Source organism: Corynebacterium sp. HMSC22B11 (assembly GCF_001815965.1).
Taxonomy (GTDB): domain Bacteria; phylum Actinomycetota; class Actinomycetes; order Mycobacteriales; family Mycobacteriaceae; genus Corynebacterium.
This window is the reverse complement of sequence record NZ_KV823475.1, coordinates 124,175-146,554: the sequence shown is the minus strand read 5'-3', so window position 1 is coordinate 146,554 and position 22,380 is coordinate 124,175. Positions and strand designations below refer to the sequence as shown.

19 protein-coding genes and 1 riboswitch are annotated in these 22,380 nt (G+C 66.7%); of the genes, 7 read left to right on the top strand and 12 right to left on the bottom strand.

The window, feature by feature from the left end; translation table 11 throughout:
- Nucleotides 1-254 precede the first annotated feature (254 nt).
- Both tyrS and HMPREF3088_RS02330 read right to left on the bottom strand, forming a co-directional pair.
- A complete protein-coding gene (tyrS, locus tag HMPREF3088_RS02335) occupies nt 255-1,565 on the bottom strand; it encodes a tyrosine--tRNA ligase (protein WP_070758181.1) in 1,311 nt (436 codons plus the stop codon).
- 32 nt (nt 1,566-1,597) lie between these two features.
- Complete coding sequence (locus HMPREF3088_RS02330) at nt 1,598-1,771, bottom strand: Trm112 family protein (protein WP_041628482.1); 174 nt, start codon at nt 1,769-1,771, stop codon at nt 1,598-1,600.
- A gap of 172 nt (nt 1,772-1,943) precedes the next feature.
- Nucleotides 1,944-2,057, top strand: a riboswitch (TPP riboswitch).
- Between HMPREF3088_RS02330 and thiC the strand changes: the two genes are divergently transcribed.
- The 7 genes from thiC to HMPREF3088_RS02295 all read left to right on the top strand — a co-directional run bounded on the left by thiC (nt 2,057) and on the right by HMPREF3088_RS02295 (nt 9,608).
- The gene (gene thiC / locus HMPREF3088_RS02325; protein WP_070758197.1) at nt 2,057-3,877 is read left to right on the top strand and encodes a phosphomethylpyrimidine synthase ThiC; all 1,821 of its coding nucleotides are present in this window, start codon (nt 2,057-2,059) and stop codon (nt 3,875-3,877) included. Its footprint overlaps the riboswitch before it by 1 nt.
- A gap of 64 nt (nt 3,878-3,941) precedes the next feature.
- Complete coding sequence (locus HMPREF3088_RS02320; RefSeq protein WP_371441285.1) at nt 3,942-4,619, top strand: thiamine phosphate synthase; 678 nt, start codon at nt 3,942-3,944, stop codon at nt 4,617-4,619.
- A 9-nt stretch (nt 4,620-4,628) separates the two neighbouring features.
- Nucleotides 4,629-5,795: an MFS transporter gene (locus HMPREF3088_RS02315; RefSeq protein ID WP_070758179.1), complete on the top strand. Its 1,167-nt coding sequence runs from the start codon at nt 4,629-4,631 to the stop codon at nt 5,793-5,795.
- A gap of 112 nt (nt 5,796-5,907) precedes the next feature.
- Entirely contained in the window at nt 5,908-7,128 is a 1,221-nt protein-coding gene (gene thiO / locus HMPREF3088_RS02310; protein ID WP_070758177.1) for a glycine oxidase ThiO, read from the top strand.
- A 72-nt stretch (nt 7,129-7,200) separates the two neighbouring features.
- Nucleotides 7,201-7,407, top strand: a complete 207-nt coding sequence (gene thiS / locus HMPREF3088_RS02305) for a sulfur carrier protein ThiS (RefSeq protein WP_070758175.1) — start codon at nt 7,201-7,203, stop codon at nt 7,405-7,407.
- An 84-nt stretch (nt 7,408-7,491) separates the two neighbouring features.
- A complete protein-coding gene (locus tag HMPREF3088_RS02300) occupies nt 7,492-8,328 on the top strand; it encodes a thiazole synthase (RefSeq protein WP_070758173.1) in 837 nt (278 codons plus the stop codon).
- 2 nt (nt 8,329-8,330) lie between these two features.
- Nucleotides 8,331-9,608 (top strand): ThiF family adenylyltransferase, encoded by a 1,278-nt coding sequence (locus HMPREF3088_RS02295; RefSeq protein ID WP_070758171.1) that lies wholly within the window; start codon nt 8,331-8,333, stop codon nt 9,606-9,608.
- Between the two features lie 19 nt (nt 9,609-9,627).
- Here the strand turns inward: HMPREF3088_RS02295 and argH are convergent, their stop codons facing one another.
- The 10 genes from argH to pheS all read right to left on the bottom strand — a co-directional run bounded on the left by argH (nt 9,628) and on the right by pheS (nt 22,348).
- Nucleotides 9,628-11,061: an argininosuccinate lyase gene (gene argH, locus HMPREF3088_RS02290; RefSeq protein ID WP_210401474.1), complete on the bottom strand. Its 1,434-nt coding sequence runs from the start codon at nt 11,059-11,061 to the stop codon at nt 9,628-9,630.
- Nucleotides 11,062-11,197: 136 nt separating this feature from the next.
- Nucleotides 11,198-12,397, bottom strand: a complete 1,200-nt coding sequence (locus HMPREF3088_RS02285) for an argininosuccinate synthase (protein WP_070758167.1) — start codon at nt 12,395-12,397, stop codon at nt 11,198-11,200.
- A 134-nt stretch (nt 12,398-12,531) separates the two neighbouring features.
- The gene (gene argR, locus HMPREF3088_RS02280) at nt 12,532-13,014 is read right to left on the bottom strand and encodes an arginine repressor (RefSeq protein ID WP_070758165.1); all 483 of its coding nucleotides are present in this window, start codon (nt 13,012-13,014) and stop codon (nt 12,532-12,534) included.
- Nucleotides 12,999-13,937, bottom strand: a complete 939-nt coding sequence (gene argF / locus HMPREF3088_RS02275; protein WP_070758163.1) for an ornithine carbamoyltransferase — start codon at nt 13,935-13,937, stop codon at nt 12,999-13,001. The genes argR and argF overlap by 16 nt, the downstream gene beginning before the upstream one ends.
- Before the next feature lie 2 nt (nt 13,938-13,939).
- Complete coding sequence (locus HMPREF3088_RS02270; protein WP_070758161.1) at nt 13,940-15,169, bottom strand: acetylornithine transaminase; 1,230 nt, start codon at nt 15,167-15,169, stop codon at nt 13,940-13,942.
- Nucleotides 15,170-15,217: 48 nt separating this feature from the next.
- The gene (gene argB, locus HMPREF3088_RS02265; RefSeq protein ID WP_070758159.1) at nt 15,218-16,132 is read right to left on the bottom strand and encodes an acetylglutamate kinase; all 915 of its coding nucleotides are present in this window, start codon (nt 16,130-16,132) and stop codon (nt 15,218-15,220) included.
- A gap of 27 nt (nt 16,133-16,159) precedes the next feature.
- Nucleotides 16,160-17,362, bottom strand: a complete 1,203-nt coding sequence (argJ, locus tag HMPREF3088_RS02260; RefSeq protein ID WP_070758157.1) for a bifunctional glutamate N-acetyltransferase/amino-acid acetyltransferase ArgJ — start codon at nt 17,360-17,362, stop codon at nt 16,160-16,162.
- Nucleotides 17,363-17,485: 123 nt separating this feature from the next.
- Nucleotides 17,486-18,523: an N-acetyl-gamma-glutamyl-phosphate reductase gene (argC, locus tag HMPREF3088_RS02255; RefSeq protein WP_070758155.1), complete on the bottom strand. Its 1,038-nt coding sequence runs from the start codon at nt 18,521-18,523 to the stop codon at nt 17,486-17,488.
- A gap of 177 nt (nt 18,524-18,700) precedes the next feature.
- On the bottom strand, nt 18,701-21,268 hold the full coding sequence (pheT, locus tag HMPREF3088_RS02250; protein WP_070758153.1) for a phenylalanine--tRNA ligase subunit beta: 2,568 nt from the start codon (nt 21,266-21,268) through the stop codon (nt 18,701-18,703).
- A 72-nt stretch (nt 21,269-21,340) separates the two neighbouring features.
- Nucleotides 21,341-22,348 (bottom strand): phenylalanine--tRNA ligase subunit alpha, encoded by a 1,008-nt coding sequence (pheS, locus tag HMPREF3088_RS02245; RefSeq protein ID WP_141759418.1) that lies wholly within the window; start codon nt 22,346-22,348, stop codon nt 21,341-21,343.
- Nucleotides 22,349-22,380: the final 32 nt, after the last annotated feature.

Genomic DNA, 22,380 nt, shown 5'->3' with positions numbered 1-22,380 from the left:
CAGAAGCAAACCGGAGAAAAACTCACGATCACTTGGCGTTCACACACTCGGCGACAAGAAACAAGACCGAAAGGGAAATCCAACCACCCGGCATCAGCGCCGTCGGCCTTGCAGATCAATAATCTACACACACCCCACAACAAACACAAAACCGCAGGTGGAAGCAGAAAACCCGGGCATCATCATGGTCAACGATGCCCGGGTTTGTTCAACAGCTTCGGCGCTCACTCCAGGAACGGCACAGCGCTGCTCGCCTAGGAGCTGATCTTCGCGCCGGCGAAGTTCTTCTTCCCCTTACGCAGCACCAGCCAACCGCCAACCAGAAGGTCTTCCTCAGAGACGGTCCACTCGGCGTCGTCGATGCGCTCGTTATTTACGTACGCACCGCCCTCCTTAATGGTTCGGCGGGCCGCACCATTGGACTTCTCCAGGCCAGCAGCGACGAGCAGCTCGACGAGGCTTGCACCAACAGCACCCTCCGCGACCGTCGTCTCCTGCAGAGCCGCGGCGAGAGTCTGCTCGTCGAGCTCGCTCAGGTCTGCGCGACCGAACAGCGCCTGGGCAGCCAGCTCGACCTTGCCGACGGCGTCCTCACCGTGAACCAGCGCCGTCATCTCCTGGGCGAGAACACGCTGCGCCTCCCGCTTGAACGGGCGCTCGGCGACCTCCACGGCAAGGCGGTCGATCTCCTCGCGGTCCAGGAAGGTGAACATGCGGAGGAACTTCACCACGTCGGCGTCGGCGGTGTTGAAGAAGTACTGGTACCAGCTGTACGGGCTGGTCAGCTCCGGATCGAGCCACAGATTGCCGCCACCCGTGGACTTGCCGAACTTCTTGCCCTCAGAGTCCGTGACCAGCGGAACCGTGAGGCCGTGGACAGAATCCCCGTCCATGCGGCGGACCAGGTCCACACCGGAGACGATGTTGCCCCACTGGTCAGAGCCACCGACCTGCACGCAGACGTCGTGCTCGCGGTGCAGGTGAACGAAGTCATTCGCCTGAAGCAGCATGTAGGAAAACTCGGTGTAGGAGATGCCATCTGCTGCCAGGCGACGCTTCACGGTGTCGCGGGAGAGCATCGTGTTCAGCGAAAAGTTCTTGCCCAGGTCGCGCAGGAAGTGGATGACGGACATCTTGCCGATCCAGTCAGCGTTGTTGACCAGCGTCGCGGCGTGCAGGTCCTTGCCCGCTTCCTCCAGCTCAGCGCTGCCCTCGAAGAGGAGGAAAGCGCGCAGCTGCTTCTTGATGTGCTCCACGTTCTCGGCAACCTGCTCCTCGGTCAGCATGGAGCGCTCGCCCACGTCGCGCGGGTCGCCGATCATGCCGGTGGCACCACCCGCCAGGGCGAAAGCCTTGTGCCCGGCCAGCTGGAAGCGACGCAGCAGGAGCAGCGGCACGAGGTGGCCGGCGTGGAGGGAATCGCCCGTCGGGTCGAAGCCGCAGTAGACCGCGGTCGGGTTCTTCAGCTGCTCGCGGAGCTCGTCCAGGTCGGTGGAGTCGGCGATCAGCCCGCGCCACTGCAGCTCGTCAACCAGGTTGGAGTTTTGAATCGTCTCGTTAGACATGTCTTTCCTCAGTCAAAGATGTGTGATCGTTTTTAAGCTTCTGCCAGCGGCCAGTCGACCGCCTCATCGGTGAGCAGAACCGGGATGCCATCGGAGACCGGATAGGCACGTCCCAGCCGCGGGTTCACCAGATAGTCGCCGTGATCCTCCAGCGGCTGCTTGTCTTGCGGGCAGGCGAGGATCTCCAGAAGCTTCGGATCAATCATGCGTCTCATTGTAGCGACATCTTTTCCTCCCGTTCGCTTGGCTACCCCTACCCGCTTTCTGCCCTCTCCCCTGTGTTCATTGCTGTTGTTTTAGGACGCCGCCCTCCCCTCAATTTCGGGCCCGCATTCATTCATTATTTGCGTGTCCGAAGCGTTCGCTATGGTTGGTTTCGTACCGAAATACGGGTGCCCCTGAGGTGGCTGGGGCTGAGATCGCGCACGCCAGCGCGGAACCGTCTGAACCTGTCTGGTTAGCACCAGCGAAGGAAGTTGGAGGAGCTCTTCATGAGCGCGCAAAACGTAGATATTTACGCGTCCGAAATTCACCCGAAGCACCGCTACGCACCCCTGCGGGTCAATGGTCTCGAGGTACCGCAGACCGCGATCGACCTGGACGATTCCCCCACCGGCCCCAACGAGCCGGTCAAGATCTACCGCACCCGTGGCCCCTACGCGGAGCCGGAGGTGGGCCTGCCTGCGCTGCGCAACGAGTGGATCCGCGACCGCGGCGATGTCGAAGAATACGAGGGCCGGAAGCGCAACCTGCTGGACGACGGCACCCGGGCAGCCAAGCGCGGCGCAGCCAGCGAGGAGTGGCGCGGCGAGAAGCGAGCACCACTGCGCGCCAAGCAGGGCCAGCGCGTGACCCAGATGGCCTACGCCCGCCGCGGGGAGGTCACCCGCGAGATGGAGTTCGTCGCACTGCGCGAGAACTGCGACGTCGAGAAGGTGCGCGCGGCGGTGGCCTCCGGCCGGGCGATCATCCCGAACAACGTCAACCACCCGGAATCCGAACCGATGATTATCGGTAACCAGTTCCTCACCAAGATCAACGCCAACATCGGCAACTCCGCGGTCACCAGCTCCATCCGCGAGGAGGTGGACAAGCTGCGCTGGGCCACGCGTTGGGGCGCGGACACCGTGATGGATCTGTCCACCGGTAACGACATCCACACCACCCGCGAATGGATCCTGCGCAACTCCCCGGTTCCGATCGGCACCGTGCCGATCTACCAGGCGCTGGAGAAGGTGGGTGGCGTGGCCGAGGACCTCACCTGGGAGATCTTCCGCGACACCGTCGTCGAGCAGGCTGAGCAGGGCGTGGACTACATGACCGTCCACGCTGGTGTGCGCCTGCCCTTCGTGCCGCTGACTTCCAAGCGCGTCACCGGCATCGTTTCCCGTGGCGGGTCGATCATGGCGGGTTGGTGCCTGGCCCACCACAAGGAGTCCTTCCTCTACGAGAACTTCGACGAGCTGTGCGAGATCTTCGCGGCCTACGACGTCGCGTTCTCTTTGGGTGACGGTCTGCGGCCGGGCTCCATCGCCGATGCCAACGACACCGCCCAGTTCGCTGAGCTGAAGACCATCGGCGAGCTGTGCAACCGCGCCTGGGATTACGACGTCCAGGTCATGATCGAAGGCCCTGGGCACGTTCCGCTGAACAAGATCCAGCTCAACAACGAGAAGGAAGAGGAGTGGTGCGGTGGCGCGCCGTTCTATACCCTTGGGCCGCTGGTCACGGATATCGCACCGGGTTATGACCACATCACCTCCGCGATCGGCGCGGCGAATATCGCCGCCGGTGGCACCGCGATGCTGTGCTACGTCACCCCAAAGGAGCACCTGGGACTGCCGAATAAGGACGATGTGAAGACCGGCGTGATTACCTACAAGCTCGCCGCGCACGCCGCGGACGTGGCCAAGGGTCACCCGGGCGCCCACGAGTGGGACGACGCCATGAGCAAGGCCCGCTTCGAGTTCCGCTGGCACGACCAGTTCGCGCTCTCGCTGGACCCGGATACCGCGCAGGCGTACCACGACGAGACGCTGCCGGCGGAGCCTGCGAAGACGGCTCACTTCTGCTCGATGTGTGGGCCGAAGTTCTGCTCCATGCGCATCAGCCAGGACATTCGCGACGAGTTCGGCGACAAGATGGCCGCTGACCTGGGTCTGCCAAGCATCGGTCAGCCCAAGGATGCAGCACACGCCGACCCTGACGTCCTGGCTGCCGTCGAGGCCGGCATGGATGAGAAGTCCGCGGAGTTCCTGGAACGCGGCGGGCAGATTTACTTGGAGGAAGATGCGAGTGTCCAGCACAGCTAGCAACGATGACGGTCGCCAGGCTGGCGGCACAGGTGTGGGTGGGCAGGTAGCCAACCCCCGGACACTGGACCCCCGGGCGTTGACCTGCTACTTCGTCACCGGCCGCATCCCGGATCTCGACTGGGAAGAGGAATGCGGGGAGATCACCCGCATCGCTGCCGAGGCAGCGGCCGGTGGTGCTGGGGTGATCCAGGTCCGCAGCAAGCCGATCACCGTCCGTCAGCTCACGGAGCTCTCCATCAAGGTCGCAGCGGCCGTGGCCGACGCGAATCCGAACGCGGTGGTCCTCATCGACGACCGCGTGGACGTCGCCGCTGCCCTGATGGCGGAGCACAACATCCACGGCGCGCATATCGGGCAGGATGACCTCGACCCGCGACTGGCGCGCGCTGTGCTGGGCGAAAACGCGATCATCGGGCTGACCACCGGCACCCTGGAACTGGTGGAGGGAGCGAATGGCTACGCCGACGTCATCGACTACATCGGCGCTGGCCCCTTCCGCCCCACCCCGACGAAGAACTCGGGCCGCGAGCCGCTCGGGCTGGCGGGCTACCCTGCGCTCGTCGCTGCCTCCGCAGTGCCGGTCGTCGCGATCGGTGACGTCCGGGCCGAGGACGCCACAGAACTGGCTGCCACCGGTGTGGCCGGGTTGGCGATCGTCCGCGGAATCATGCAAGCCGAGGACCCGAAGGCCTATGCCGAGAGCGTGGTTTCCCAGTTTTCGGGGGCCAACGAGCGTTAGATAGGGCCTATGAGCACACCCGGAACGAGCGCGCGGAGAGTTTTTATCAGCGTCGCAGCCCTCCTGCTCACCGCGGGCTGGTCGGCGAATCACTTCGCGTCCGTACTCGTGGCGCTGCGGGAGCAGCTCAACTTGTCCCCGCTGCTGGTCAACGGCGCCTATGGGATCTACGCGCTGGGTTTGGTGCCGAGCCTCCTCATCGGCGGTGCGCTGGCCGACCGCTTCGGCGGGCGCCTGGTGGCATTGGCGGGATCGCTCATCGCGGTGGTTGGCAATAGCATCCTCATGCTCTTCCACGGAGCGCCTGGGCTACTCACTGGCCGCTTCATCGTGGGGCTGGGCGTGGGCCTGGTGGTTAGCGCGGGCACCGCGTGGGCTGCGCGGCTGAATGGGCCCGCGGGCTCCACGCTGGCCGGTATCGTTCTCACCTCCGGCTTCGCGCTGGGGCCGGTGATCTCCGGGCTCGCCGAGTTCGCATTCTCGCCACTCTGGCTGCCTTTTGTGCTGAGCATCATCGCCTCGCTCGCGGCCGTGGTGTTCTCACTGCGCACTGGTGACATGCCCCGCCAGATCCTGGCAGTGGCGGAGGATCCGCAGGTTGATCCGAGCGCCTCGCCCCGCAAGGCGCTGGCGACCTCGGTGCCGGTGGCGATGTGGGTTTTCGCGGCGATCACCACCGCCTTCGTGGGGCTTGCCGCGCGGGTGGCCGAGTACTTCGAGACCGGGGTGTTCCTGCCTGGCATCGCGGCAGCGGTCGGCTTCGGCACAGGACTGGCGGTCCAGGCGGCAGGGCGCCGCTGGGCCTGGGGTCCGTGCTCCGGGATCGTCGGGATCCTGTGCGCAGGGGCCGGCTTCCTCGTCGTCGCCCTCGGTGGCGCGGCTCCCTCGCTGCCGCTGTTCTTCCTGGCCACCGTGCTGCTCGGGCTCGGCTATGGCCTGTGCCTGCGCGACGGTCTGCTGGACGTCAACGCCTACTCCCCGGCCTCCCACCGTGGCCGTATCCTCGGGGCCTACTACGTCGCGACCTACGTGGGCTTCGCCCTGCCACCGCTGATGCAGGTTCTTGAGCCACGAGTGGGCCCTTCGCTCCCCTTCGCCGTTTTGTCCGCCATCGCGGTGGCCGCCGCGCTGCTGCGCAGCTGGCAGATCCGAACCGGCTACCTCAACCGCACATGAGGCGGACGCATACCTTGCCCATTATCCGAGAATCAATACCGCAGACCGTGGGTCGCAGTTCCGCAGCCCACCCAATTCGTGGCGCGAGCGCACCACTAGAAAGAACAAGACCTTGAGCAGCTACGAGCATGTGATTATCGGCGCCGGGATCATTGGTCTCAGCACCGCCGTGGAACTAACCCAAGCCGGGGTGCCCGCCGCAGACATCGCGATCATCGACCCAGCACCGATCAGCGGTGCCTCGTGGGTCGCGGGTGGCATGCTTGCCCCCGTCGCCGAGGTGCAGTACGGGCAGGAGGAGCTCTACCCCCTGATGATCCGCGCCGCCGAGCTGTGGCCGGCGCTGCGCGAAGCTGTCGAGTCCGTCACCGATTTGCCCACCGGCTACCGAGAGGAATCCACGCTCGTCGTCGCTGCTGACCGCGCCGACGCCACCCACCTCGCTGAATTGCTGGAACACCAGCGATCCCACGGGATGACGGCCACCCGACTGCCCGTGCGTCAAGCCCGCAAGCTTGAACCTGGACTGCACCCGCAGCTCGCTGGCGCCGTGGAGATCCCCGGCGACCATCAAGTCAACCCCCGGTTGTACTGCGCTGCGGCCGTCGACGTCCTGAAAAAGAAGGGCGCGGCCTTCCTGGAGCAGGAAGCGACCGGGCTGGTGCACGGCAGCGATGCGGCGGGGGCTCACACCGACCTCGGCAACGCAGAACAAGCCAGCAGGTGCACCGCAGTGCGTCTCGCCGACGACACGGCAGTGGACGTGAGCGGGAGCGTCTACGTCTGTAACGGCGTGGGGGCAGCAACGCTCGAGGGCGCCCCTACGCTGCCGGTGCGGCCCGTGCGCGGGGACCTGATCCGCCTCGGCGTGGCCGAAGGCAGGCCCGCCCCGGTGGAGCGCGTGATCCGGGGGTTCTTCGAGGACCGACCGATCTACGTCATCCCCCGCACCGACGGCACGATCGCCGTGGGCGCGACGACACGGGAGGACGAACGCCGGGCACCCGCTGCCGACGGGGTCTACACGCTGCTGCGCGACGCTATCCGCGTGGTGCCGGGAATCGAGGACTGCGAGTTCATCGAAGCCCTTGCTGGGGAACGCCCAGGCACGCCCGACGACCTACCCTTGATCGGCAAGACCAGCGGGAATGTGGTGATCTCCGCGGGCTACTTCCGGCACGGAATCTTATTGTCTGCACTGGGCGCTAAGGTGACGGCACACCTGGGGCTCACCGCTGGTGATGGCGATGTGGCGTTGGGCGAGGCCGCAAAGGCGGCCGGGGTGAGCCTCAAGGCGTGCCGCTGGGACCGCTTCGCGACCGAGACGCACTGAGCCAGTGGCACGCGACTGGGAGATAATGGGCAAAAGAACTCCCGGAGAAAAACGAGCGAGAGGACGTTGAGAATGAATTACACGGTGAACCAGGAAGAGCGCCAGGGCAAGGCGGGACTCACGATCGCCGACGTCGTCGCCAACGAGACCGGCGAGAAGGATGCCACGGGCATCGCGATCGCGCTGAACCAAGCAGTCGTGCCACGCAGTCAGTGGGAGAACCGCGGGGTGGCCGACGGCGACGAGATCGACATCCTCGTCGCAGTGCAGGGCGGCTAAGGCTAGCCGTTTCCCGCTCGCTCGGCTGAGCCAGCCACGAAGCCCCTGGAACGACGGCACCGACACACACAGAAGAAGGCATAGATGCTTGAAATCGCAGGTAAGAAGTTCGACTCGCACCTGATCATGGGCACCGGCGGGGCGACCAGCCAGACGCTGCTCGAGAAAGCCCTGGTGGCAAGCGGTACCCAGCTGACCACCGTGGCCATGCGCCGCTTCCGGGCAGGCAAGAACGCTGGCACCGCTGGAGCTCCGAACGGCGCTGCGGGAGGCGAGAGCGTCTTCGGGCTGTTGAACCGCCTGGGCATCGACGTCCTGCCGAATACAGCGGGCTGCCGGGCTGCTAAGGATGCGATCCTCACCGCCCAGCTCGCCCGCGAGGCGCTGGGCACCAACTGGGTGAAGCTGGAGCTCATCGCCGACGACCGCACACTCCTGCCCGACGTGGTGGAGCTGGTGGACACCTGCGAAATGCTGGTCGCCGAAGGCTTCGAGGTGCTGGCCTACACCAGCGACGACCCCGTGGTCGCCAAGCGACTGGAGGATGCCGGAGCGGCGGCCGTGATGCCGCTGGGCTCCCCGATCGGCACTGGGCTGGGCATCCTCAACCCGCACAATATCGAACTGATCTGCGCCCGCGCCTCGGTCCCGGTGCTGCTGGACGCCGGGGTGGGCACCGCATCGGATGCCGCGCTGGCCATGGAGCTCGGCTGCAGCGGCGTGCTGCTCGCCAGCGCCGTCAACCGCTGCCAGGACCCGGTCGCTATGGCCACCGCCATGAAGCACGCCGTCGAGGCCGGCCGCCTGGCCGCTGTGGCGGGACGCATCCCGCAGCGTACCCACGCGGAGGGCGCGCTGGCCAGCTCCAGCTTCGAGGGCCTGGCGTCCTGGGACGAGGACTGGGCTGAGGAGGTGCTCTAAGCGTGGCTGAAAGCACACACACTTCTTCCCCGCACACAGCGGGAACCGAGCAGGCCTTCCCCGCCGGGGATTTCGTCTCCCTGCCCTACCGGGAACAACGGCGCACCGCCCGCCACCTGAACCTGCCGGGCTTCGGGCCCGCCGAGCAGCAGCGGCTGCACGATGCCCGCGTGCTCGTCGTTGGGGCCGGCGGATTAGGTTGCCCCGCGATGCAGTCCCTGGCTTCGGCCGGGGTGGGCACGATCGTGCTCTATGACGACGACACGGTGGACGTGACCAACCTGCACCGCCAGATCCTGTTCTCTGCCGAGGACGTCGGCCGGGCGAAGGTGGATGCGGCCACCGACGCCTTGAAGCGCATCCAGCCGGATATTGAGGTCGAAACCCACCAGTACCGCCTGGACGCGAACAATATCGTCGAGGCTTTCCGGCAGGTCGATCTGGTCATCGACGGCTCCGATAACTTCGACACGAAGTTTCTGGTGGCCGACGCCGCCGAAATCTCCGGTACTCCCCTGGTCTGGACCACGGTCCTGCGTTTCGCCGGGCAGATCTCGGTGTTCAACTCCACCGCCAGCGGTGAACGCGGCATCGGGCTGCGGGATCTGTTCCCAGAGAAGCCCAGCGGAGATTCGATCCCCGACTGCGCGAGCGCCGGCGTGTTGGGTGCGACCACCGCGGTGATGGGCGCGCTGGCGGCCACGGAGGCCATCAAGTGGGTCACCGGGGTCGGTCAGCCACTGCTCGGCACGGTTGTTAGCTACGACGCGCTGACAGCGCGGACCCAGAGCTTCCGCATCGCGCCCGACCCGAGCCGCCAGCCGGTCGCGGCCCTCTCCCCCAGAGACGACACCGCAGCCTCCACTACCGCCTGCGCAGTCCAGTCACCGGAGGCCTCGCACACCACGCCAGACCAGGACCCAGGATCCCACCCGGCGCAGGCGCCGGGCAACGCCGCGCTGCACGAGCTCGTCCGCACCGGCAAGGCCTTTACGGTGGACGTGCGCGAGTACCACGAAACGCTCCTCGCCCAGCCGGGATTCATCGGCGAGCAGGGCGCAGACGAGCACCTGGCGATGTCCGCGCTCGCGGATCCCGCTGGCACCCTGGACGTTGCCTCCCCCGCAGTGGCCGAGGCCTTCGCCCGCCACCAGGGCACCGACGCGGTGGTCTACTGTGCCTCCGGAGTACGCAGCCAGCACTTCGTGGAAAAATACGGGCAGGTTGCCAGCGAGTATGGAATCACGCTGCACAACCTGCCCGGAGGGGTGCGGGGCTAAACCCCGCGAGGCTCTTTCCTTAGCCGCGGACCGGCGTTTCCGCCCACCCGCGCAGCTCGCCGGAGAGCTTCTCGACGCGCTCCCGCTGCTCGGCGACCCGGACACCGGCGGTGCCGCCGCGGGTCGACCGGGACGCCACCGCGCCGTCGATGGTGAGCACCTCGCGGACTTTCGGGGTGAGCCGGGAATCCACGGAGGCGAGCTCCTCATCGGTGAGGTCGATGAGGTCCACGCCGCGGGACTCCGCGATACGAACGCAGGAACCCGAGGCCTCGTGAGCCTCCCGGAACGGCACGCCCTGGCGCACCATCCACTCCGCCAAGTCCGTCGCGAGCGTGAAGCCCGCCGGGGCGAGCTCGCGCATGCGGTCCTCGTGGAAGGTCAGGGTGGATACCAGGCCAGTCATCGCCGGCAGCAGCAGATTGAGCTGCGCGACCGAGTCGACGATCGGCTCCTTGTCCTCCTGCAGGTCGCGGTTGTACGCCAGCGGCAGGCCCTTAAGGGTGGCCATAAGACCAGAGAGGTTACCGATCAACCGACCCGTCTTGCCACGCACGAGCTCAGGCACATCTGGGTTCTTCTTCTGCGGCATGATCGAGGAGCCGGTGGACCAGGAATCAGAGAGCGTGACGTAGCCGTACTCCGGGGTGCACCAGTAGATGATCTCCTCGGCCAGGCGGGACATGTCCACCGCGATCTGCGCGAGCACGAATGCTGTCTCGGAGGCGAAGTCGCGGGAGGAAGTACCGTCCAGGGAGTTATCCGCCGCGGAGTCGAAACCGAGCTCTTCGGCGATGGCCTCCGGGTCCAGCTTCAGCGAGGAACCAGCCAGCGCGCCCGAGCCATAAGGCGAGACAGCCAGGCGCTTATCCAGGTCCTGCAGGCGCTGAATATCGCGCAGCAGCGGCTGGGCGTGCGCCAGCAGCGAGTGGGCCAGCAGGATCGGCTGGGCAGCCTGGGAGTGCGTCTTACCCGGCATGATCGCCTCCGGGTGAGCCTTCGCCTGGGCAGCGAGCGCGTCGATCAGCTCGGTGACCTGGACGGCGATGTCGCGGATCGCGTCGCGGATCCACATGCGGAACATCGCAGCCACCTGGTCATTGCGGGAACGTCCCGCGCGCAGGCGACCGCCGACCTCCGGGCCGACCCGGTCGATCAGGCCGCGCTCCATCGCGCCGTGGACGTCCTCGTCGGAGGGTGCGGGGACGAAGGAACCATCCGCGACGTCCCGACCCAGCTGGTCCAGCCCGTTCAGCATGGTCTCCAGGTCGGCGTCGGAGAGGAGCCCGGCCCGATTCAGCACCTTCGCGTGCGCCTTCGAGGCGAGCACGTCATAGGGGGCGAGCACCCAGTCGAAGTGGGTGGACACAGACAGCGCGAACATGGCCTCCGAAGGGCCGCCGGAAAAGCGGCCGCCCCAGAGCGCGCCCTCGTTCGTGCCGTGCTTGTCCAGCGCACCGGGATTGGACGCACCGTGATCTGCCATTGAAGGATTCCTCTCCGTGAGTGACGTCGTGAAAGAAAGTCGGTCTTAAAGAAACTAACGGCGGGCAGCCCCACGAACGGGACCGCCCGCCAGGAAGGGGCTATTACAGAATGCCCATATCGCGCTTAGCGGCGATCTTGGAGGACAGGCCGTGCAGCTCCACGAAGCCCTTGGCCAGGGACTGGTCGAAGCTATCGCCCTCGTCGTAGGTGGCCAGGTTGAAGTCGTAGAGGGAGTGGTCGGAACGGCGGCCATTGATGATGATGTTGCCGGCGTGCAGCACCAGGCGAATGTCGCCGGTGACGTGCTCCTGGGACTCCTCGATGAAGGCATCCAGGGAGCGCTTCAGCGGGGAGAACCACAGGCCGTCGTAGACCAGGTCGGACCACTCGGCGTCGATGCCGCGCTTGTAGCGGGCCAGCTCGCGCTCGATGGTCACGGCCTCCATGGCCTCGTGCGCGCGGATGAGGGTCATCGCGCCCGGAGCCTCGTAGATCTCGCGGGACTTGATGCCCACCAGGCGGTCCTCGACCATGTCCAGGCGGCCCACACCCTGCGCACCAGCGCGGCGGTTGAGCTCCTCGATGGCCTCCAGGACGGTGACCTTGCGGCCGTCGATGGCCACCGGCACACCGGACTCGAAGGAGATGATGACCTCATCCGGGGCCTGGCCCAGGGCCGGGTCCTCGGTGTAGGCGTAGACGTCCTTGGTCGGGGCGTTCCACAGGTCCTCCAGGTAGCCGGTCTCAACCGCGCGGCCCCAGACGTTCTGGTCGATGGAGAACGGGGAGGACTTGGACTGCTCGATCGGGATGTCGTTTTCCTCGGCGAAGGCGATGGCCTTGTCGCGGGTCCAGGCGTAGTCGCGGGCCGGGGCGATGATCTCCAGCTCCGGTGCGGTGTTGGCGAAGCCGACCTCGAAGCGGACCTGGTCGTTGCCCTTACCGGTGCAGCCGTGGGCGACGGCAGTGCCGTTGTGCTCCTTGGCAGCCTCGGCCATGTGCTTGACGATCAGTGGGCGGGAGATCGCGGAGACCAGCGGGTACTCCTTCATGTACAGACCGTTGGCCTTGATGGTCGGCAGGCAGTAGTCGTTGGCGAACTCGTCGCGGGCGTCCACGACGATGGACTCCACAGCGCCGGCGCCGAGCGCGCGCTGGCGGACGGTCTCCATGTCCTCGCCACCCTGGCCCAGGTCGATGGACACGGCGATGACCTCAGCATTGCGCTCCTTGGCGATCCAGCTGATGGCGACGGTGGTGTCCAGGCCACCGGAGTATGCGAGTACGACGCGATCCTTCATTGAGGTTTCCTTTCCCCGTTTTCTGTTCTTCTTTTAAAGATTCTAGTTGTTCAGATTTTTTGTTGAGCATCCGGCGCGGGCTAGTGGCGCCCATTCTGGATGGCCGCTTGCCCACCGGCTTGCTGGCACGGTTGCTAGCCGCGGGCCAGCTCCGCGAAATACTCCGCAACCTGGGCCCCACTGTGCCCCTCGCGGGCGAGCACGAAGACCGTGTCATCACCCGCGATGGTACCCACCGTCTGCGGCAGTTCCGAGCGGTCGAGGACGCTGGCCAGGTATTGAGCCGCCCCCGGCGGGGTGCGCAGCACCGCGATGTTGCCAGAATCGTCGTGGGCGACCAGCAGCTCGGAAAGCACCCGGCGCAGGTGCGCTGGCCCGTCCCCCACCATGGCTTCGGCCAGGGTGTAGTGGGACTTGCCGTCGGTGCGCACCTTGCGGGCTCCCAGGTCCACGAGGTCCCGGGAGAGCGTGGCCTGCGTGATCTCGATATCCATGGTGTGCAGGATGTCGAGCAGCTCGCGCTGGTTCGCCACCTGGTGCTGGCCGATCACCCGTGCGATGGCCGCCTGCCGGGCGGACTTCGACGGCGCGGCCGGCCGGTCTAACGGAGCAGCCATACCATCAGCGCCTTTTGCGCGTGCAGGCGGTTTTCGGCCTCGTCGAAGACCACCGACTGCTCGCCGTCGATAACCTCGGCGGTGACCTCGTTGCCGCGGTAGGCGGGCAGGCAGTGCAGGAAGATCGCGTCCTCCTTCGCCTCCGCCATGAGCTCCTCGTTGACCTGGTAGGCGCGCAGGGCGCTGCGGTCGACGTTCGGGTCCTGGCCCATGGACACCCACGTGTCCGTGATGACGACGTCGGCGTCCGCAGCGGTGACCTCATCCGTCACGGTAACGGTGGCTCCGGTCTCCGCGGCCCGCTTCTTCGCCCGCTCCACGAACTCCGCCTCTGGCTGGAAGCCCTCCGGGGCGCAGACCGTGATGTCGATGCCTGCGGTGGCGAAGCCGAGCATGTAGCTGTTGGCCATGTTGTTGGCGCCGTCGCCGAAGTAGATGGCCTTCAACCCGGCCAGCTCGCCCTTCTTCTCCCGGATGGTCTGCAGGTCCGCGAGGATCTGGCAGGGGTGGAAATCATCGGAGAGGGAGTTGATGATCGGCACCGTCGCGGTCTCGGCCATCTCCGCGAGGTTGCTGTGCGCACCGGTGCGCCACACGATCATGCTGGCGAACCGCGAGAGCACCGCACCGGTGTCCTGGAAAGTCTCCCCCTTGCCCATCTGGGAACTACCGGAGTCCACGACGATCGGGCTGCCGCCCAGCTCGGTGATCCCGGCGCTGAAGGAGAAGCGGGTGCGGGTGGAGGTCTTGTCGAACAGCACCGCCACGGACTGGCGCTCCAGGATATTGCGGAAGGGGTTGCCGTAGCGGTCGGCCTTCACCTTCTCCGCCAGGTCCAGGACCTGCGCCTGTTCGGCCGGGGTGAGGTCGTCGTCCGCCAGCATGTGGCGCAGGGGCGTGGTGTTCTTTTCTGCGAGGGTCATTTCTAGCTTTCTGTGGTCGACGTCTCGGTTGGGTTCGGAAGGTCGTCGAGCATCGCGGTGATCTTCGACGCTGCCTCATCGGCCTCGGCGGGGCTCAGGTTCAGCGGCGGCACGATGCGCAGCACCTCCGGCGAGGGCTTGTTCAGCAGGATTCCGTAGTTCGCGGGGTCGAGCTCGCACGGGGTGTCCAGAACGACCCCCAGCATCAGGCCGCGGCCGCGGATCTCGGTGACCCGCGGGTGGTCCTGCAGGGCAGCGACCAGCTGCGCCCCGACCTGTCGCACGTTCTCCAGCAGGTTCTGTTCCTTGATCTCATCGATCACGGCATTAGCCGCGGCGCAGACCACCGGGTTGCCGCCGAAGGTGGTGCCGTGCATGCCCTTGGCCAGCAGCTGGGCCCGGGGCATGGCCAGGCAGGCGCCGATCGGGAGCCCGCCACCCAGGCCCTTGGCCATGGTGATGACGTCCGGAACAACGCCGGAACCATCGGACTGGAAACCAAACCAGGCGCCGGTGCGGCCCATCCCCGCCTGGACCTCGTCGACAATGAAGAGGATCCCGCGCTCGTCGCAGATGCGACGCAGCCCGGCGAGGAAGCCCTCCGGGGCGGGGATCACGCCGGTCTCGCCCTGGATGGCTTCCAGGAAGATGGCTGCGGTGTTCTCGTCGGCCATGGCGTCGACGGCGTCGAGGTCGCCGTAGGGGTAGTACTCCACGCCCGCTGGCATCGGTTCGAAGGGCTTGCGCTTATCCGGCTGGCCGGTCAGCGCCAGGGACCCCATCGTGCGCCCGTGGAAGCCCCGCTCGGCGGCCAAGATCTTCGGCCGCCCGGTCGCGCGCGCGATCTTGAACGCGGCTTCGTTGGCCTCGGCGCCGGAGTTGCAGAAGAACACGCGGGCGTCCGCAGCTTCCTCGGTGCCGACCAGCGAGGTCACCTTCCCCGCGAGCTCGATGACCTGCGGGTGGGCGAAGACGTTCGAGGTGTGCCCCAGGGTCTGCAGCTGGGTGGTCACGGCCTCGACGATCGCGGGGTGGGCGTGCCCCAGGGCGTTGACCGCGATGCCGGAGAGCAGGTCGAGGTACTTCTTGCCCTCGCTATCCCAGACGTAGCTGCCCTGCCCCTTGACGAGGTTGAGCGCCGGGGTGCCGTAGGTGTCCATCAGCGTGTGCTGCCAGCGGTCCTGCCAGGTGGCTTCCGTGGCGGGAGTGGCTTGAGATTCAGTGTTGCTCATCGCCTTGATCCTTCGGGTTGTGCGTCGGAAGTTTCTTGCTGCTGGTTTTTAGTGCTCGTAGGACTCGGCGGCGATCATCGTGCCGATACCGCCTTCGGTCATCAACTCGAGGATCACCGAGTGTGGGACGCGCCCATCGATGACGTGGGCGGCCTTCGCGCCGTTGCGGATGGCGTCCAGGCAGGCGGTCATCTTCGGGATCATGCCGCTATCCAGGGTCGGGAGGAGCTCCTCCAGCTCCTCCGGGGTCAGGCTGGAGACCAGCGAATCCCGGTTCGGCCAGTCCGTGTAGAGGCCCGGCACGTTGGTGAGCATGACGAGGCGCTCGGCATCCAGGGCCCCCGCCAGCGCACCAGCGGCGGTGTCGGCATTGATGTTGTAGACCAGGCCGTCGTCGTCCGGGGCAATCGTGGAAACCACCGGGATGCGACCGGCATCGATGAGGTCGAACAGGCTGGTGGGGTCGACGTCGGTGATGTTGCCGACCCGGCCGATGTCCACCAGCTCCCCGTCGATCTCGGGCTGGAACTTCTCGGCGGTGAACAGCCCGGCGTCCTCGCCGGAGGCTCCCACCGCGTAGGGGCCGTGCTCGTTGATGAGCCCGACCAGCTCGCGGCCGACCTTGCCGAAGAGCACCATGCGCACGTACTCCATGACCTCCGGCGACGTGACGCGGAAGCCGCCGCGGAACTCCCCTTCCAGGCCGACCTTGTCGAGCATCGTGTTGATCTGTGGCCCGCCGCCGTGCACAACGACGGGGCGCGCGCCGACCGCGCGGAGGAAAACCATGTCAGCGGCGAAGGCACGCTTGAGCTCGTCGTCGATCATGGCGTTGCCGCCGTACTTCACCACCACGATCTTGTCGCGGTAGTGCAGCAGCCATGGCAGGGCCTCGGCCAGCACGTGGGAGCGCTGCGACGGGGTGAGCCCGCTGGTGCAGGAGGAGTCGTGAATCTTCGGCATGGTGAATCCTTGGGTTACCGCTGGCGCTTAGCTGGAGTACTCGGAGTTGATCTCGACGTAGGAGTAGGACAGGTCGGTGGTCCAGACGGTAGCCGTGCCGTCACCACTGGCGAGGTTGACCTCGACGTCGATGTCCTCACCCGAGAGATCAACCTCGCGGGCGTTCGGGGTTCCGGCGGCGTCGACGCAGACGTCGTGGCCGTTGAAGGACACCCGAATCTTGCTCGGGTCCATGGTCACCGGGGCCATGCCGACGGCGGCGAGCACGCGGCCCCAGTTCGGGTCGGAGCCGAACATCGCGCACTTGAAGAGGTTGTCGCGGCCGATGACGCGCGCGGCGGCCTTGGCCTCCTCGTCCGTAGCGGCGCCGGTGACGGTGATCGCGACCTTCTTGGTCACGCCCTCGGCATCACCCTGCAGCTGGCGGGTGAGGTCGAGGCACACCTCGTGGACCGCGCGGGCGAACTCAGCGGCGTCCGGCTCCACACCGGAGGCACCGTTGGCGAGCATGATGAGGGTGTCGTTGGTGGAAGTGGAGCCGTCCACGTCGATGCAGTCGAAGGTGACCCCGCTGGCCGCCCCCAACGCCTCCTGGGCGGCCTCTGCGCTGGGCAGCTTGGCGTCGGTGGTGAGGAAGACCAGCATCGTGGCCAGGGATGGGGCCATCATTCCCACGCCCTTGGCCATCGCGCCGATGCTCCAGCCATCACCCTCGTAGGCCGCCTGCTTGATGACGGTATCCGTGGTCATGATCGCCTCGGCGGCCTTGGTGCCGGCCTCGAGGTCGGTGGAGAGCTCGGAGGCCAGCGCCCCGACTCCCGCCTCGATCTTGTCCATCGGCAGCAGGTCGCCGATCAGGCCGGTGGAGCATACGGCCACGTCCGCGGCGTCGATGCCGAGCGCGCTGCCGACGAGCTCCCCGGTGCGCTTCGCGTCCGCGATGCCCTGCTCCCCCGTGCAGGCATTCGCGTTGCCGGCGTTGATGACGGCTGCGCGGAAAGTTCCGTTGTGCAGCGACTTGGTCAGCTGGACAGGCGCGGCCTTGATCTGGTTGCGGGTGAACAACGCGGCGGCGTGGTAGTCGGGGCCGTCGTTGACCAGGAGGGCCATGTCCGGGTTGCCGGAGGGCTTGATGCCCGCGGTGACGCCGGCGGCGCGGAAGCCAGCCGGGGCGGTGACTCCGGTGCGCTGACCGGCTTGTGGGTTGTGGTGTTCAGGCTGGGTGCTCACTGAGTGCTCTTCTTCTACTTCTTCAAAGGGGTTGTTGCGGTGGGTGTGTTGTTCGGCGTGTGGAACGGCGCTGTGTTACGACGGCGCTGTATTAAGACGCTGCTGCGTTAGGTTGTCGCTGAGTTAGGTCGCGGCGATGGTCGGCAGGCCTGCGGTCTCGTCCCAACCGTTCATCAGGTTGAGGCACTGGACGGCAGCGCCCGCGGTGCCCTTGGTCAGGTTGTCGATCGCGGAGGTGGCGACGATCATGCCGTCGTCCACGGCGACCTGCAGGTGAACCGTGTTCGTGCCGGCGACGTGGCGGGTCTCTGGCTGCTGGCCTTCCGGCAGGAGGTGCAGGAAGGGCTCGTTTGCACAGAAGTCCTCGTAGGCGCGTCGGACGTCGGCGGCGCTACCGCGGGCCGGTGCGGTGACGGTCGTGAGGATGCCGCGCACGAGTGGTGCCAGGACGGGGGTGAAGGTGACGTGGACGTCGTCGCCCTGGTCGCCACCCGGGACGAGCTCGAGGAGGTTCTGCTTGATCTCCGGGGCGTGCCGGTGGGTCATCACACCGTAGGCGCGGAGGTTCTGCATGGTCTCGGCACCGAGCAGGGCCACGCTGGGCTTCTTACCCGCCCCCGAGACGCCGGTGACGGAAACAACGGAGACCTGTGGGGCCATCATGCCGGCGGCGATGCCGGGCATAGCGGCGATGGTCGCGCCGGTTGGGAAGCAACCGGGAGCGGCGACGCGGTTGGCAGCGGCGATCTCCTCGCGGTGGCCGGGCATCTCGGGGATGCCATAGGTCCAGCTTCCGGCGTGCGGGGTGCCGTAGTAGCGCTCCCACAGGTCCTCGTTGCGCAGCCGGTAGTCCGCACCGCAGTCCACGATCTTCATGTCCTCTGGCAGCCCCTGCTCCACGAGGGTGGCAGAGACGCCGTGCGGGAGAGCGAGGATCGCCATGTCGTGTTCGGCGAGCAGCTCCGGGGTGGTCTCCTGGAGGGTGCGGTCCGCCAAGGGGGTCAGTGCCGGGGCGAGTTCCCCGAAGTTCTGGCCGGCGTTGGAGCCCCCGGTGAGGGCTCCGATCTCGAAGTCCACGCCGTATCCCGGGTGGTTGAGCAGCAGGCGGAGGGCTTCCCCGCCCGCGTAACCGCTGGCTCCTGCGACTGCAATCTTCTTCATTCTTTAATTATGCGCCCGATCACAGAAAAATGCAATATATACACGCTTATGCAAAATATGCAGCCCGCGAGGGTGGTCCTCGCGGGCTGCATTAGGGGTGTGTTCTAGAGGTCCCCTCCCCTCAGAGCACGGCCGCGCCCTAAGAACGCAGCTGCACATTAGGAGCGAAGCTGTGCCCTAGGAGCGAAGCTCAGCACCCAGTTTCGCCGTGGCGGCGTCGATGGCCGCACGGCGACCCTCCGATGCCTCATCCTCGGTCAGCGTGCGGTCCGTCGCGCGGAAGCTCAGGGAGAAGGTCAGCGAACGCTTGCCCTGGCCGAGCGAATCCGACTCGTAAATGTCGAACAGGCGGATGCTCTCCAGCAGCTCGCCGGCCCCCTCCTGCAGCACCTTCTGCACCTCGGCGACCGGCAGATCCTCGTCGACTACGAGGGCCACGTCCTGGTAGACCGGCGGGAAGGCAGACACCTTGGGCTGCGGGAAGCGTTCCTCCACCGGGAGGGCATCCAGGTCGATCTCGAGCGCGATGCTCCGGGCCGGGATGTTGGCGCGCTCGCAGACCTGCGGGTGCAGCTCGCCCGCGTGCCCCACCACGGTGCCGTCGACCAGGATCTCCGCACAGCGGCCCGGGTGCCACGGCAGGAACTCGGCGTTGCGGAACTCCACGTCCACACCAGCCGCACGCCCGATCAGGCGGGCTGCCTCGAAGGCGTCCTGAGCCTCGAAGTTCTCCGCGCCACCCCACGGGCCCTGCAGAGCGCGCTGGCCGGCGGCGACCATCGCCACGTAGAGCGGCTGCTCCGGCAGGGTCTGAGCCAGCTCGTCCAGCTCCGCCTCGGACGGGCGCTGAGTCACAGCGGGCATCGGGGTCGGCTTGCGGCCGCTTTCCGGCAGGCGGGGCAGGGAAACCTGCTCCACGCCGAACAGGGCGACGTCCTTCTGACCACGTGCGGAGTTGCGGCGCAGGGCGTCGATCATGGACGGCAGCAGCGTGGTGCCCAGGGATGCGTGATCGGATTCCAGCGGGTTCTGGACCTTCACCACGTTGCGGCGCGGATCGTCCTCCGCCAGACCCCACTCGTCGAAGACATCGTTGGCGATGAACGGCGTCGGCAGGATCTCCGCGAAGCCATTCCAGGCCATCGCGTGGCCGATGCGGCGGCGCAGGCGCTGGCGTGGCGTCAGGCCGCGGCCGACCGGTGCGTGCGGCAGGACCGATGGGATGTTCTCCAGCCCCTCGAGGCGGAGCACCTCCTCCACCAGGTCAGCCGGGATGGTCAGGTCCGGGCGCCAGGTCGGCGGGGTGACCTCGATCTGGCGGGCACCCTGGCCGTCGCGCAGGCCGGTCTCGCGGACGGTGCAGCCTACCTCGCGGAGGCGACCGATCGTGGTGCCGTCCGGGTAGATCATGCCCGCAACCTTGCCCGGACGGTTGGTGTGCATCTGGATCATCGGCATGCTCGGCACCTCGCCGACCATGGTGCGGCCGTGTACCACCTTGCCGCCGGCGATGCGGACGAGCAGCGAGACCGCGAAGTCCAGGGCGTTGCCGATGATGGCGGCGTCGGTACCGCGCTCGAAGCGGCGGGAGGACTCAGAGGAGAGCTTGTGGCGGCGGCAGGTGCGGGCCACGGTGAGCTCGTCCCAGTGAGCGGCCTCGAAGAGCACATCGACGGTCTCATCGGAGATCTCGGAGGTGCTGCCGCCCATCACACCGGCCAGGGACTGGATGCCAGAGTCGTCGGAGATGACGACGTCCTCGCTGGACAGGGTCCGCTCCACACCGTCCAGGGTGGTCAGAGTGTCGCCCTCGGAGGCGCGGTGCACCCGCAGGTTGCCGGTGATCTTGCCAGCGTCGAAGGCGTGCATCGGCTGGCCGAGCAGCATCATGACGTAATTCGTGACGTCCGTGGCGGCGTTAACCGGGCGCTGGCCGCAGAGCATCAGCTCGCGCTGCAGCCACAGCGGGGACTCGGCGGTCGGGTCAATGCCCTCGACCTTGCGGATACCGAAGAGGGAGCACTTCGCATCCTCCTCGACCTCCAGGGAAAGGATGTCTTCCTTGATGCCCGGGATGCCGGCGAAGAGGTCGTCGTCGAGAGCGGCAGCCGCTGGATCGAGCGCCGGGTCGCGGTACTGCAGCTCGAAGGAGGACGCCAGCTCGCGGGCCAGGCCGCGAGCGGACAGTGCGTAGCCGCGGTCCGGGGTGACGTTGACCTCGAAGACCGTGTCATCCAGGCCCAGCAGGCCGCGGGCGTCGTCGCCGACGGCGAGACCGTTGGCCTTGATCTCCTCCTCGGAGACGGTGATGATGCCGGGGCTCGTGCCGTCGTAGAGGCCGAGCTCGGAGGCGGAGCACATCATGCCCTCGGAGATCTTGCCGTAGGTCTTGCGCGCGGAGATCTCGAACGGGCCAGGCAGCACGGTGCCCGGCAGGGCGACGATCACGTAGTCGCCCTCGGCGAAGTTGCGGGCACCACAGATGATGTTCTGTGGCTCGCCGGTGCCGTTGGCCTCGCCGACGGCGATCTCGCAGTAGCGGATCGGCTTCTTAAAGCCCTCCAGCTCCTCGATGTTGCTCACCTTGCCGATGACGAGTGGCCCCTCGGTCTTCGGGAGGCGCTCGTAGCCCTCCGTCTCGAAGCCGACGCGGACGAAACCTGCGTCGAGTTCCTCGGAGTCCACAGACCAGCTAGGGTTCGCGGTCTGCAGGATCCGGGTGAGCCAGTTCTGAGAAATCAACATGTGCTTGAAAAGGTCCTTTTGCCAGAAGAGTTGTGGAGCGGAGGTTGTTGTGGCGGCGGGGTACTGCGGGGCTTAGCCGCGGACCCCGAATGGCAGGGTGAAACGGACGTCGCCTTCCACCATGTCGCGCATGTCAGGCAGACCATTGCGGAACTGCAGGGTGCGCTCGATGCCCATGCCGAAGGCGAAACCCGAGTACTCCTCCGGGTCGATTCCCGCGGCGATGAGGACGTTGGGGTTGACCATGCCGCAGCCACCCCACTCGATCCAACCGGCGCCGCCCTTCTTGTCCTCGAACCAGACGTCAACCTCGGCGGAAGGCTCGGTGAACGGGAAGTAGTTCGGGCGGATACGGGTCTTGGTGTTCGGGCCGAACAGGGACTTCGCGAGGTGGTCCAGGGTGCCCTTGAGGTGAGCCATCGTCAGGCCCTTATCCACGGCCAGCCCCTCGACCTGGTGGAAGACCGGGGTGTGGGTGGCATCCAGCTCGTCGGTGCGGAACACGCGCCCCGGGCAGGCGATGTAGATCGGCACCTCGCGGGAGAGCATGGTGCGCATCTGCACCGGGGAGGTGTGGGTGCGCAGCACCTGGCGGGAGCCCTGCGGTGCAATGTGGAACGTGTCCTGGAGGGTGCGGGCCGGGTGGTCCGGGATGAAGTTCAGGGAGTCGAAGTTGAAGTACTCCGCCTCGACCTCTGGGCCGTCGGCGATCTCCCAGCCCATGCCGACGAAGATGTCCGCGATCTGCTCGTTGAGGATCGTGATCGGGTGCTGGGCCCCAACCTGGCCGCGGGTGGTGGGCTGGGTGACGTCGATGCGCTCGGCGCGCAGCGCCTCCTGGTTGCGCTTCTCCTCCAGCTCGGCCTTCACCTGAGCGAAGAGCTTCTCGACGCGGCCACGTGCCATGTTGACGATGCGGCCGGCATCCTTGCGCTGGTCCTTCGGCAGGGAGCCGAGGGAGCGGCGAGCAGCGGGGATCGGAGCGTCGTCGCCGAGGTGGGCACGGCGGGCCTCGGCGAGTTCCTCGAGGTTGGTCGCGGAGGTAAAAGCCTTCTCGGCGGCTTCAGCCGCCGCCCCCATCGACTCTTCAGAGATTTCTACAGCAGCCTCAG

Coding starts and splice junctions, on each gene's coding strand:
- tyrS (WP_070758181.1), bottom strand. CDS start 1,565: ATGTCTAACGAGACGATTCAAAACTCCAACCTGGTTGACGAGCTGCAG.
- HMPREF3088_RS02330 (WP_041628482.1), bottom strand. CDS start 1,771: ATGATTGATCCGAAGCTTCTGGAGATCCTCGCCTGCCCGCAAGACAAG.
- thiC (WP_070758197.1), top strand. CDS start 2,057: ATGAGCGCGCAAAACGTAGATATTTACGCGTCCGAAATTCACCCGAAG.
- HMPREF3088_RS02315 (WP_070758179.1), top strand. CDS start 4,629: ATGAGCACACCCGGAACGAGCGCGCGGAGAGTTTTTATCAGCGTCGCA.
- thiS (WP_070758175.1), top strand. CDS start 7,201: ATGAATTACACGGTGAACCAGGAAGAGCGCCAGGGCAAGGCGGGACTC.
- HMPREF3088_RS02300 (WP_070758173.1), top strand. CDS start 7,492: ATGCTTGAAATCGCAGGTAAGAAGTTCGACTCGCACCTGATCATGGGC.
- HMPREF3088_RS02285 (WP_070758167.1), bottom strand. CDS start 12,397: ATGAAGGATCGCGTCGTACTCGCATACTCCGGTGGCCTGGACACCACC.
- argR (WP_070758165.1), bottom strand. CDS start 13,014: ATGGCTGCTCCGTTAGACCGGCCGGCCGCGCCGTCGAAGTCCGCCCGG.
- argF (WP_070758163.1), bottom strand. CDS start 13,937: ATGACCCTCGCAGAAAAGAACACCACGCCCCTGCGCCACATGCTGGCG.
- HMPREF3088_RS02270 (WP_070758161.1), bottom strand. CDS start 15,169: ATGAGCAACACTGAATCTCAAGCCACTCCCGCCACGGAAGCCACCTGG.
- argB (WP_070758159.1), bottom strand. CDS start 16,132: ATGCCGAAGATTCACGACTCCTCCTGCACCAGCGGGCTCACCCCGTCG.
- argC (WP_070758155.1), bottom strand. CDS start 18,523: ATGAAGAAGATTGCAGTCGCAGGAGCCAGCGGTTACGCGGGCGGGGAA.
- pheT (WP_070758153.1), bottom strand. CDS start 21,268: ATGTTGATTTCTCAGAACTGGCTCACCCGGATCCTGCAGACCGCGAAC.
- pheS (WP_141759418.1), bottom strand. CDS start 22,348: ATGGGGGCGGCGGCTGAAGCCGCCGAGAAGGCTTTTACCTCCGCGACC.